Below are 12,542 nucleotides of genomic sequence, written 5' to 3' on the forward strand. Positions count from 1 at the left end.
TAGGAAAAATTGGACTCAACCCGTTTCGTCATGTTATTTTTTCAATTTCTCAATTAGCTCATCATATTTCGGGCTGTTTAAGAAATTATCCACTGAGATATGCACAGCGCCTGGCAGCTTTGCCTTGGCTCTGTCTGTTAAATCTTTATGAGTAAAGACCACATCAGCATCATCTGGGATGTTGCTGATCGATGTGTTTGTCACATCGATATCAAGCTCTGCCTTTTTCACTTTGTTTTTCAGAATGGACGCACCCATTGCACTTGAACCCATCCCTGCATCGCAGGCAAAGATGATTTTATTCACTTCATCTGGATTGACATCACTTGGAGATGCTGCTTGCTCATTAGCTTCAGCATTTTCATTTTGTGCTGTAAGAGCAGCGGCTGCTGCACTTTTCTTGCCTTTCATGTCCTGCATCTTTTCTGTTGCTGCTGTTAAATCTTCGTCAACTTCTTTAGATGCTTTCAAAATGACCGATGCGACAAGGAACGATACGATAGCTGCTACGACAACACCTGCTAAAACGGCAAGGTGACCGCCTTTTGGAGACATCAGCATAAGCGCAATAATACTTCCTGGTGACGGCACAGCTTTTAATCCTGCATTTAATAATGTGAACGTCAGGACACCACTTGCTCCCCCTGCAATGACAGCCAAAATAAGTTTTGGTTTCATTAAGATGTACGGGAAGTAAATTTCATGGATTCCTCCTAAGAACTGAATGACAATGGCACCTGGTGCAGACTGTTTCGCATTTCCTCTTCCAAAGAACATATACGCAAGAAGAACACCTAAACCTGGCCCTGGGTTTGTTTCAAGCAAGAACAGAACAGACTGCCCTGTCTTCGCTGCTTGCTCGACCCCTAACGGCCCTAAAATACCTTGGTTAATCGCGTTGTTTAAGAATAATACTTTTGCAGGTTCAATGAAGATACTTGCCAGCGGTAGTAAATGAGCATTGACAATGATATCTACACCTGCCGCAAGGGCTTTATTCAGACCTAGTACCACTGGGCCGATAGCATAGAATGCAATGGCAACAAGAATGGCACCGAGGATACCTGCCGTAAAGTTATTCACAAGCATTTCAAAGCCAGATTTGATTCGGTCTTTGAACAGCTGGTCGATTTTCTTAATAAGATAACCGCCCAGCGGCCCCATGATCATGGCACCTAAAAACATTGGAATGTCTGAGCCAACAATGACCCCAATCGTAGCTGTAGCACCGAGCACTCCGCCTCGATGGTCATAGACGAGTTTACCGCCTGTGTAACCAATTAAGAGCGGCAGTAAGTAGTTAATCATCGGTCCAACGAGTGTAGCTAATTGCTCATTCGGAAGATAACCACTTGGAATGAACAAAGCTGTAATCAGTCCCCATGCAATAAATGCACCAATATTCGGCATAATCATGCCGCTTAAATAGCTTCCAAAGCGCTGTACTTTCACGCGGAATCCGCTTTTTTCCTGCATCTGTGAAAACCCCTTTCTTCTCTCCCTTTATTTCGGGCTTTATAGGTCAAAAGATATAAGAACAAGAGTCAGTGAAGCCCTTATACCTATCGTAAAACGCTTTCACTTTCCCTTCAATTGAAACTAAATGTCACTTTGTCACTTAGTGTGTGACAAAATTGAAAAATGATGTGACACCTCTCGGCATACCATAGATGATAGCGGGGTAAAAGTTGAATCTACTGTTGTTTTGGCGCAAAATTCATTGGAATTTCACAACTTTCAAATGGTCACTTCTTGTTTCCTCTACTTAAATCGAATAGGCTTATATTGATCAAACATTCAAGAAACGTCTGCGCAGACAAGACATGACACAGAAAAAGTGAACCATCTTGCTATTTGTTTCGTTTACCTTTTAGAGTGGGCGGTACAATAGAAAGAGCGGTTTTTTCTGTGACTCACAGTTTACTGCCGCTTTCTTTCTGATACATGAGACATTTTCATAGGTAGAAAGGCGGTTATTCACATTGTTGAAATATCGTAAGTGGCTTCTGCTCCTCATCTTCATGTTCTCCTTTTTCATTCCAAAAGAGGCATTTGCTCATGCATATGTGGTGAGCTCAAATCCAGTAGCAAATGAAGAGCTGGATCAGCAGCCTCCTGCAGTCTCGATCACCTTTAGTGAAGGGATCGAAAGTGGATTTCATGCCATTAAGGTGTTCAATGCAAAAGGGGATCGTGTGGATCAAGGAGATACGGTCATCAAAGAGCAAAAGATCATGGAAGCAGCTTTAAAAAAGAATTTACCAAAAGGCATTTACACCATTCAGTGGAATGCGGTATCAGCCGATGGGCACTCTGTGTCTGGCATGATTCCGTTTAGTATCGGAAAAGCGGATGGAGGATTTGATCAATTAGATCAAGGACAATCGAGTGAATCCATCGATATGGCTTCAACCATTGACAAAGGCTTTCTGTATACGTCATTTAGCTTATTTCTTGGAACCATTTTATTTGGGCTTCTATGGTTTAAAGCGGCCATAACCGACGTTTTAGCCCGGCGAATGAAGCGACTCTTAACTGTTTCATTGATCATGATGGGCGGAGCACTCTTGTTCCAGCTACCGATTCAAACAAAATCAGCAGCAGACGTGTCCTTTTTAGGGGCATTTCAACCATCGCTTTTACAAGAAACCATTGCGTCGACTTCGGGCGGGAGTCTGTGGATGATGCTAATGGCGTCATTTGTTCTACTGACGATCTGGACAATTGTGGCGATGAAAAAAGGAAACTTCACTTCCTTCCGGGTATGGCTGTTTCCACTGCTCATTTTCATCGTGCTTCTTTGGCTGAAAGCACAAATCGGTCATCCAGCCGCTACAGATAATAAAATACTGACAACGTCACTCGATTTCATTCATCTCGTTTCTGCATCTATTTGGGTCGGCGGCTTAACAGCCATTGTCCTTCTTTTGATGAAGAAACTGCCGAATGAAGATCAGCCGCTCATACGCAGCACCCTGACAGCTTTTCATCCGTGGGCACTGCTCTCAGTTGGACTGATTGTGTTTTCTGGGTTTGTGAATGCGATTTTTATCCTGCAATCATTTGATGCCCTTTTCCAATCAGCCTATGGACGCACCTTCTTAATCAAACTTGGTTTATTTATCATCATGGGTCTACTTGGGCTCGTCCATTATTTGATGCTGAGATGGGAAAAGAAGCAGAAACGAAACGTATCTTTACGAGCAGAGTGGATCATTGGGATCGCTATTTTACTATTAACAGCCGTATTCACCAATATCCCAAGCCCTCCGCCGCCTGCACCAGAGCCATTCTTTGGAGCCAATCAGGTGGAGCATCGTGACCTTGTGTCTTTGAGCATTACCCCGAATGCTCCAGGTAAAAACACGTTCGAGGTGGCATTTACGAAGAAGGATGGACAAACGATCACAGACATTCAATCAGTGACAGCTAAGATCCACAAAGTCTCCTTGTTCGGTGATGAAACACCAAACGAATTTCAGCTGAAACGATTAAAGAATGGACACTTCTCGGCTGAAAACCTCTTACTAAATGAAAAAGGCACTTGGAAAATTGAGATTCATGCATTAACTGGTTCTTTTGACAACATCGATACGACATTCATTAGAAGAAACTAAAAGGAGTTCATATCATATGAAAAAATACGTTAAAGCTTTATTACCAATGCTTCTCGCTTCATTTTTACTGGCGATTCCTGTGAGTGCACACGTGACAGTCAAACCTGATACATCTGCAACGAATGCTTGGGAAACCTATACGTTAAAAGTACCTTCTGAAAGCGACAGTCCGACAACAAAGGTTGTCATCACGATGCCTAAAGGCGTAGAATTCCAGCAATACGAGCCAGTGCCTGGCTGGAAAACAACAACTGAAGAGAAAAACGGAAAAGTCACAAGAGTCACTTGGGAAGCAACTGGCGATGGTGTCCTTGCTGGCCAGTTCCAGCAATTCGTGTTTGTCGCAAAAAACCCTGAAAAAGCCGGCGAAGCGGCATGGGATGCCTATCAATATTATAAGGATGGAACAGTAGTTGAATGGACTGGCGACAAGGACGCTGATAAGCCTCATTCGATCACAAACATTGTTGCGTCTAATACCGTAACGGATTCACATGGTCAAGAAAAACCAAAAGAAGAAAAGGCATCTGAAACAGCCTCTTCTTCTTCTTCACCACTTGTTCTTGGTCTGTCCATTGCAGCCTTAGTTGTGGCATTAATTGCACTTGGACTTGCTTTTAGAAAGAAATAAGCCTTACATGAGCGATCGTTTTTTCAAGCGGTCGCTTTTTATTTTCCCAACCTATCATTTCCAATATAGGATTGAATAGGATACTCGTGCATGCCATAATGAGACACATGACCACCTAGGAGGCTATGAGATGAACCATCTAATCATATTTGCTCATCCCCAGCAAAGCTTAAATCAAACCCTATTAGATCTTGTTGTAAGCACTCTTTTGAACAATGGTCATCATGTGACGGTTCGTGATGTGTATGCCATTGGCTTTCCGCCAGAGCTGACAACAGCAGAAAAGGCTGCCATGAAAAATGGGCATGTGCCGATACCGGTCCAAAGAGAGCAGAAGCTGATTCAGCAAGCCGATGTCCTCACATTTATCTTTCCAATATGGTGGACAGGCTTGCCGGCGATGCTAAAGGGTTATGTAGAGCGCGTTTTTTCAGAGGGGTTTGCGTATGAGATCAATGAAAACGGAGTGGTGAAAAATCTGCTTCGAGACAAAAAAGGGGTCATTATTAATACGCATGATGCACCGAGGACCTTTCTTGATTCAAATATGATCATCACCCCCAGCCATCAGATGACGACAGATACAGCCGCCTTCGATCTGATCGGCGTTGAGCCAGTCGAACGGCTCTTGTTCAGCAGCATGGAACAAGCATCTGCAGACGACATCCACGAGATTCTCAAAGAAACAAAAGAAACGGTGGATCAACTTTTCCCACCGGCTGTTTAACATAAAAAAGACTGCCGAGACTTCTCGGACAGTCTTTTTCACATGTTATTCGTCTAAACCAATTGACACATACTTCGTTTCTAAATAAGGCTCGATGCCTTCGATGCCGCCTTCACGACCAATACCGCTCTCTTTCATACCGCCGAAAGGTGCCTGCACAGCGGATGGTCCCCCGTCATTCCAGCCAATAATCCCGTAATCTAGATTCTCAGATATATAGAGACCATTGCGGTAATTCTCTGTAAAGAAATAAGCCGCAAGTCCAAAAGGTGTATCATTTGCTAATTCAATGGCTTCATCTAATGTGCTAAATGTCGTAATGGGTGCAACTGGACCAAACGTCTCTTCATGCATAATGTTCATGGAAGGGTCGACATGAGTTAGCACCGTCGGCTGAACAAAATAATACGACTTCTCCTCGTCAAAATGTGTATCGCCGCCGACAAGAACTTTCGCCCCTTTATCCACGGCATCTTGAATTTGGTCGACAATTTTATCGAAGCCTCGCTTATTGATAATCGGTCCGATGGACGTGCCTTCTTCAAACCCATTTCCTACTTTCAGCTTTTCCACTTCTTTGCTGAAGCTTTGCGCAAATGCTTCATGAATTTCTTCATGGACGATTAAGCGATTGGCACAAACACACGTCTGGCCTGCATTACGGAATTTAGATGCCACTGCTTGTTTCACAGCCAATTCAAGGTTGGCATCCTTATCTACGATCAGCGGGGCATGACCGCCAAGTTCCATAGAAACGTGTTTCACTGTGCTTGCACTGTTTTTGATGAGATGTTTTCCAACTGGTGTTGAGCCAGTAAACGTGATCTTGCGGATCAATGGACTATCTGTGAAGATTTCCCCCACTTCTTTTCCATCTCCAATCACCCATTGCAAGGCGTCCTCTGGAATTCCGGCTTCATGGCCTAATTTCACAAGCTCAATGGCCGTAAGCGGCGTGTCTTCTGCAGGTTTCACGATAAACGTACAGCCCGCCGCAAGCGCTGGTGCCGCCTTCCTTGTAATCATTGCCGCAGGGAAATTCCATGGTGTAATGGCGGCAACAGGACCGACTGGCTGTTTTGTGACAAATAGGCGTTTGTTTGTCGTATGAGATGGGATCGTTCTGCCGTAAATCCGCTTTGCTTCCTCTGCGTACCATTCAATATATCCAGCGGCATAGACGATTTCCCCTAATGCTTCTTGATACGGCTTCCCGTTTTCTTCTGTGATGATTTTTGCAAGTCTTTCTTTATGCTCGATCATGAGATCAAACCATTTGCGAATGATATTTGCACGTTCATGGGCTGACGTTTTTGCCCATGTTTTGAATGCTTTGTGTGAGCGAGTGATCGCATCTTCAATCTGTTCTTTTGTATGCTGAGCAACTGAGGCAATTTCTTCTCCGGTTGCAGGATTATACACTTTGAGTTCGTTTGTCATGCTCTATCTTCTCCTTCGTTCTTGGATTCATTACATATAGTATATACCCAATGAGTGCCCAACCTAAAAGCAAGATCCATTCAGCTGGCCATGACAAGGAAGCCGGCATCCCTGGAAAATAAAATGAAAGAAAAAGGAGACTAAGTCCAATGGCAAAAACGCCGGTCGTCCGCCAATATTTAATGCGGTATGGACGCTCAAGCTCAGGTTCTGTCTTGCGAAGTTTCATAAAGGCAATGGACACAATCAAATACCCAACGATGATGCCCACACCGCCTGCATTGACAATCCACACGAGGGCAGGTCGGCCTAGTAATGGTGCAAAAAAGGCCAATGCACCTAAGAACAAAATGGCATTTGTCGGAGTTTTATACTTCGGATGAATATACGCAAACCATTTGGAAATCATGCCTCTTTCCGCCATTGCGTAGAGGATACGGCTTGCACCAATGATAAAAGCATTCCAGCTCGTTACGATACCTGCTACACCACCAATGACAAGTACAGTCCCAAACGCCTGATGACCAAGAAGCTGTACCATGGCATCTGCTGTTGCTAGTGATGAAGCCTCAAGCTGACCTTTTGACAATCCTGCCGCTACTCCAAAGACAATGAGCAGATAAAATACAACCGCACTCACAATGGAGATAATCAAAATTCTCCCGATGATCTTCTTCGGTGCGTTAATCTCCGCCGCTACCTGCGGGATGACATCAAACCCAACAAATAAAAAGGGAATCATCACTAACACAGCCATCAGACCGCCAACCCCGCCCTGAAACATCGGCTCAAGGTTTGCAAAATCTCCATTAAATGTAGCTCCGCCTAATAGAAGAAAACCTGTCAGAATAATGGCCACTGTGAACACCGATTGAAAAATGGCAGCAGGCTTTGCGCCAATGTAGTTCAGAGCTGTTAAAAACAGCGCACCGCCAGATCCAATCAATACCCATGTAAAGTAAACATCCCATCCTCCTATATTCCATAGGAAACCAACGTGCTGTGTTGGAATGACATAGTCAATGACTGTCGGAAGTGCGACCGCTTCAAACGTAATCACGGACACATAACCGAACAATACGCCCCATGCGGAGACAAACGCTGATTTGATCCCAAATGCCCGCTGGACAAAGACGAGTCCTCCGCCTGTTTCTGGGATTGCAGAGGAAAGCTCTGCATACGTTAGTCCAATAAAGATGACGAGAATGCCCCCTATGACAAAGGCAATCACACTTCCTAAAAATCCAGCTGTTAAAATCCAATCTCCCGAAAGTACAACCCAGCCCCAGCCAAGCATTGCACCAATGGATAAAAACAGTACGTCTGACTGCGACATGGTTTTAGCCATTTGTTGTTTTTGCATACAACCATCCCCCTTTGTTGTTTAGCGTGCTGTGAAGGCGTCTTCGATAATCCCTAGTCCTTCTTGCAGCAGCTCATCTGTGATGACAAGTGGTGTTAAAAAGCGAATAATATTCCCATTGATCCCTGCCGTTAATAAGAGTAGTCCGTGCTTGTTTGCATAGGCTGCAATCGCTGCGGCTGCCTTCTTATCTGGTGTACGCGTTGTTTGATCTTCCACAATTTCAATGGCCGCCATTGCCCCTAATCGCCGGACTTCCCCGATGAATGAGTACTTACTTCTCCACTCATTCGCTTTGTCCTCAATGACTTGTCCAATGTGTTCAGATCGTTCATTCAGTTGTTCTGTTTCAATAATATCAAGTACAGCCAAAGCTGCCACACAGCCTAATGGACTGCCAGCATACGTTCCTCCTAGCTCCCCTGGGTCCGCTGCATCAAGTAATTCTTTTCTGCCAACAACACCGCTCAGCGGCAGGCCAGCTGCAAGGGATTTTGATACAGTGATTAAGTCTGGCACCACATCGAAGTGCTCAATCGCAAAATATTTCCCTGTTCTTGAAAATCCTGTTTGGATTTCATCTGCCACGAATACGATTCCATGCTGCTGACAGAATGAAGCGACATGCTGGACAAAACGCTTCGATGGTACAATGAATCCGCCCTCCCCTTGGACTGGCTCCATCACCACACAAGCGACCGTTTCTGGTGCAACGGTTGCGACAAAGAATTGATTGAACTGATCAATGATGTATTCGTCGTAAGCTGCATCGCTTAATCCTTCAGGTTTTTGATAGTAATAAGGATACGGCGCTTGATACACCTCTGACGCAAATGGGCCGAATCCAAATTTATAAGGCTTGACCTTACTTGTCATGCTCATCGTCATATTCGTTCTTCCGTGGAAGCCTCTTGTAAAAGAGACAACCGCTTGTCTTTTCGTATATTTACGGGCAATTTTCACTGCGTTTTCAACTGCTTCGGCACCTGAATTTAAGAAAATGGCTTTTTTGTCGTGATCGCCTGGTGTGAGGTGGCATAGCTTTTCTGCTAATTCGATATAGGATTCGTACATCATGACATTAAATCCTGGGTGAATCAGGCTGTCTGCCTGCGCTTTGACTGCTTCCACAACCTTTGGATGGGAGTGTCCTACATTTAATGTACCGATGGCGCCTGCAAAATCGATAAAACGATTGCCATCAATATCGAAAAGCTCGGCTCCCTTTCCTTTCGCTGCAAGATGACGGTTGCCATTACTTACGCCTCTTGCGACGTATTGATCTCTTTTCCCCTGCCATTCCTCTGTTGAAAAACGGTTTGTTGTCGTTTGACTCATTGTCATCCATCCCCTTTATGTCTTTTTTATTATTCTGAATATTTTTTGGTATGATAGAAAGTACCAATATCATTTTTTTCATGGTACCAGAGAGGATGGAATGACGAGATGCTGACAATTCAACTAGATCAAACAGGAGAAAACGGGTTTATTTATCATCAAATTTATACAAAAATTAAAGAGGAAATTTTAAACCGTAACCTGCAACCACACGATCAATTACCATCTAAACGAGAGTTAGCAGATACTTTAAACGTCAGCGTCAATTCAGTGAATGGCGCCTATCAGCAGCTGCTTGCCGAGGGATATTTATATTCAGTTGAACGAAAAGGCTTTTTTGTGGAATCACTGGAAACATTTCATGAATCAGGTCAACTAAAACCCTCTTCCCTTCCAGCAGATTTAAAGGAAAATCCGATTGAGCGAGATGACTGGTATTCCTTTTCTCATATTTCTGTTGATACAGCCAATTTTCCTTTTAAAAGCTGGCTGAAAAGTGAGCAAAAAGCGATTCATCTCCACCAAGAAGCCTTTGGTGAGCTGCCGCACCCACAAGGCGTCTATGAGCTACGGGAAACAATTGCCCGGCTGATTGGACTTGCACGAGGGGTCAAATGCTACCCTGAACAGCTCATTTTAAGTGCAGGTACACAGTCGCTCATTCATTCGTTATCTAGCATCCTTCCAGCTGATCAAATATATGGATTAGAAAACCCCGGCTATCGCAGACTGTATCAAATGCTGAAAAACAATCATCACCGGATTGAAACGATTGGCATTGATCAAAAAGGGGTGCGGATGAGCGATATTCAGAAGAAAGAGCCAAATGTCTTGATCATTACGCCTTCTCATCAGTTCCCAACAGGGGTGATCATGCCGATTTCTAGGCGGATACAGCTATTAAACTGGGCAGCTGATCAGCCAGACCGCTATATCATTGAGGACGATTATGACAGTGAATTTAAGTACGGCACAGACAGCATACCGGCGCTGCAGAGCCTTGACCGCTATGACAAAGTCATTTATATGGGGACCTTTTCGAAATCATTGCTGCCCGGCTTGAGGATCAGCTACATGGTGCTACCGCAACATTTATTAAGACGCTATAAGGAAGAACAGCACTTTTTCATCCAAACAGCCAATCTTTTTACACAATACACCCTTCTTTATTTTATAAAAGATGGCGCCTATCAGCGGCATATTAAAAGAATGAATGGGCTATATGAGGAAAAACGAAAACAGCTCATTGGAGAACTCGACACTGTCTTTCGTGACAATGTACGGATTATCGGGGAAAATGCAGGGCTGCATTTTATCGCAGAATTCCGCTCAGATCGGACGCAGCATGAGATTTTACAACGCGCCAAAGACCGAAAGCTGAAAATGTACGGGATGGACCGTTTTACCCTTGATGAGCATGTGCCTGGTCACAAAGAAGGCTTTGTCCCGCTCGTCCTCGGCTTTTCGCACATGCGGCCAGAGGATATTAAGCCAGCGGTGAAACGCCTGTATGACTCGATTTATGGGAAATGAAACAGCTCATGTAGATGAATCGTGGCGCTCCTTTGACGGGACTAAACCGACAGAGGAGTGTTACGATCACATTCTTTCATAAACGTAATAGTTGATGTGAATATTTTTTTCTAGCAATTTCACGAGTGTTTGAAGGCTTTTTAAGTTGGTTGGCAGTAACGCAATACCATCTCCCTGTTCAACGATTTTGATCATTCCTTCAAACGAATCTAACTCAAATAGGGTTCGATCACCCAGCATACGTCTGGCCTCATGTCTTAATGGGCAAAGCTGATCACGATTCACGACCAATGAGATATCATCATCGTATATTTCTTTAGATTTTCCATATACGTTCAATGCCAAGCTCTTTACCTCTTTTAATTGATATTCCGGTTTTTCCATTTGATTAAAAGAAATAATTTGATCATACACATCCTCTGTTAACTTTTTGTTGATCGTACTTGATGAAGCAATGATAAAATCAGTGGCTTGAATATCCTCTAAAACTCGTTGCTCGTATAAAACGTTAAATAGAAGTTCAGAGCATAAAACGGTCTTTTTCTGTGAAGTCAATTTTTGTTGAATGTCCTTCGTTTCTTTTACGATTTTTTGAGCGTATTGATAAAATAAATCCCCCTGTCCTGTTGAACTGATTCCATGATGATGCCGGATAAAAAATGTTGCATCATATAAAGTTTCAAGCGCTTTGATTCTTTGAGAAATATTGGATTGCGCATACCCTAAAGCTTTAGCCGCTTGATTAATCGATTCTTTTTGATACACCTCTATAAAAATAATCAAATCATTTATATTCATCATGATCACCTATCACTTTTTGTGATAACAATAACACAAATATGTATTATTCAACTGGTTTGAAGTCGATTATGATGGCTATTGAAAGGGAGTGTTTCTATGCATGCCATGCAATATCATGTGGATCTGCCTGCGGATTATGATATGAATATCATTAGAAAAAGAGTACGAAACAATGGATGGAAAACAGATGGATATCAGGATTTATTATTTAAAGCTTATTTGATCACTGAAAAAGACAAACATAGGAGTTTACACAACAGCTATTGCCCATTGTATATTTGGAAACAATCTGAGGGCATGACGAATTTTGTGTTTAAGGGGTCATTTGATCATATTTTACGTTCTTTTGGCTGGAAACAAATCAATATTGGCATCACGTATTCCGTTCATTTAACAGATGATTTTCATCGTAGCACATTCGTTCTTGAAGAGTATGTGACGATTCATCCTACTGATTGCCTGGAAAATCTAGATATCGCCCATCTCTTTTCCCATTTCAACGACAATAAGGGTGAAGTCATCGTATATAATCCCGATAAATGGAAATGCGTCAAATATTCTTTTCTGGACTCATTACCAGAGAATATAGAGCAGCAGATTCACATTTATGACATTGTCCATCTGTCTATGGATCATTCAATGGCCTAATTCCGTTTTACACGAGACGCATCACAAATCCCCAAGGTTACAATGCCTTGGGGATTTGTCATTTGTTGATGCAAGATTCTCTTACCACCGCTCCTTGTCTACAGCTAAAACGGATGACAAGAGGCCTGGAAAAGCGATATCAATGTCGTCCTTTCTGAGAGAGTAGTAACGGTGCTTCCCGTCAATTCTCACTTTCACGATGCCTGCCTCTCTTAGTACTTTAAAGTGATGCGACAGCGTGGACTTGGCAATGTTCATATGATACGTACCGCATGTTCTCTCACCCGCTTCTGCTAAGCAGCGGACAATCTCCAGCCGAACAGGGTCAGCCAATGCTTGCAGCACAGAAATGAGTCTCATGTTTTCTTGGGTTGGATGATTTGGATTATTCATACGATAAATGTATCGTATTTTGTTCTAACATACAATCTCGTTACTCAATCC

At 43.2% G+C, this 12,542-nt stretch carries 11 protein-coding genes; 5 read left to right on the plus strand and 6 right to left on the minus strand.

Going from position 1 to position 12,542, the window contains the following annotated elements:
• Positions 1–33: 33 nt before the first annotated feature.
• Complete coding sequence (locus tag LCD32_RS03790; RefSeq protein WP_046342665.1) at positions 34–1,476, minus strand: PTS mannitol transporter subunit IICB; 1,443 nt, start codon at positions 1,474–1,476, stop codon at positions 34–36.
• Positions 1,477–1,982: 506 nt separating this feature from the next.
• On the opposite strand from LCD32_RS03790, the gene LCD32_RS03795 reads away from it, so the two are divergent.
• The 3 genes from LCD32_RS03795 to LCD32_RS03805 all read left to right on the plus strand — a co-directional run bounded on the left by LCD32_RS03795 (position 1,983) and on the right by LCD32_RS03805 (position 4,975).
• Positions 1,983–3,617 carry a copper resistance protein CopC gene (locus tag LCD32_RS03795; RefSeq protein ID WP_048002391.1) on the plus strand — a complete coding sequence of 545 codons (1,635 nt, stop codon included), beginning with the start codon at positions 1,983–1,985 and terminating at the stop codon, positions 3,615–3,617.
• 16 nt (positions 3,618–3,633) lie between these two features.
• Positions 3,634–4,248 carry a YcnI family protein gene (locus LCD32_RS03800; RefSeq protein ID WP_017358509.1) on the plus strand — a complete coding sequence of 205 codons (615 nt, stop codon included), beginning with the start codon at positions 3,634–3,636 and terminating at the stop codon, positions 4,246–4,248.
• Between the two features lie 130 nt (positions 4,249–4,378).
• Positions 4,379–4,975 (plus strand): NAD(P)H-dependent oxidoreductase, encoded by a 597-nt coding sequence (locus LCD32_RS03805; protein ID WP_144610451.1) that lies wholly within the window; start codon positions 4,379–4,381, stop codon positions 4,973–4,975.
• 45 nt (positions 4,976–5,020) lie between these two features.
• Here the strand turns inward: LCD32_RS03805 and LCD32_RS03810 are convergent, their stop codons facing one another.
• The 3 genes from LCD32_RS03810 to gabT are packed head-to-tail and all read right to left on the minus strand — an operon-like array spanning position 5,021 to position 9,116.
• Positions 5,021–6,415 carry an NAD-dependent succinate-semialdehyde dehydrogenase gene (locus LCD32_RS03810; protein WP_045035017.1) on the minus strand — a complete coding sequence of 465 codons (1,395 nt, stop codon included), beginning with the start codon at positions 6,413–6,415 and terminating at the stop codon, positions 5,021–5,023.
• On the minus strand, positions 6,390–7,778 hold the full coding sequence (locus LCD32_RS03815) for an APC family permease (protein WP_035703855.1): 1,389 nt from the start codon (positions 7,776–7,778) through the stop codon (positions 6,390–6,392). The genes LCD32_RS03810 and LCD32_RS03815 overlap by 26 nt, the downstream gene beginning before the upstream one ends.
• 21 nt (positions 7,779–7,799) lie before the next feature.
• Positions 7,800–9,116: a 4-aminobutyrate--2-oxoglutarate transaminase gene (gene gabT, locus LCD32_RS03820; RefSeq protein ID WP_060780768.1), complete on the minus strand. Its 1,317-nt coding sequence runs from the start codon at positions 9,114–9,116 to the stop codon at positions 7,800–7,802.
• A gap of 108 nt (positions 9,117–9,224) precedes the next feature.
• Here gabT and LCD32_RS03825 point away from each other — a divergent pair, with 108 nt between their 5' ends.
• Positions 9,225–10,649, plus strand: a complete 1,425-nt coding sequence (locus LCD32_RS03825) for a PLP-dependent aminotransferase family protein (protein ID WP_060780767.1) — start codon at positions 9,225–9,227, stop codon at positions 10,647–10,649.
• 66 nt (positions 10,650–10,715) lie between these two features.
• On the opposite strand, the gene LCD32_RS03830 is transcribed toward LCD32_RS03825, so the two are convergent.
• On the minus strand, positions 10,716–11,447 hold the full coding sequence (locus LCD32_RS03830; protein ID WP_060780766.1) for a LysR family transcriptional regulator: 732 nt from the start codon (positions 11,445–11,447) through the stop codon (positions 10,716–10,718).
• 99 nt (positions 11,448–11,546) lie between these two features.
• Between LCD32_RS03830 and LCD32_RS03835 the strand changes: the two genes are divergently transcribed.
• Positions 11,547–12,098, plus strand: coding sequence for a DUF4865 family protein (locus LCD32_RS03835; RefSeq protein ID WP_060780765.1), 552 nt, complete (start codon positions 11,547–11,549; stop codon positions 12,096–12,098).
• An 81-nt stretch (positions 12,099–12,179) separates the two neighbouring features.
• Here the strand turns inward: LCD32_RS03835 and LCD32_RS03840 are convergent, their stop codons facing one another.
• Entirely contained in the window at positions 12,180–12,491 is a 312-nt protein-coding gene (locus tag LCD32_RS03840; protein WP_026050045.1) for an ArsR/SmtB family transcription factor, read from the minus strand.
• Positions 12,492–12,542: the final 51 nt, after the last annotated feature.

The organism is Bacillus sp. RSS_NA_20 (assembly GCF_020165915.1).
Taxonomy (GTDB): Bacteria; Bacillota; Bacilli; order Bacillales; family Bacillaceae; genus Bacillus; species Bacillus altitudinis.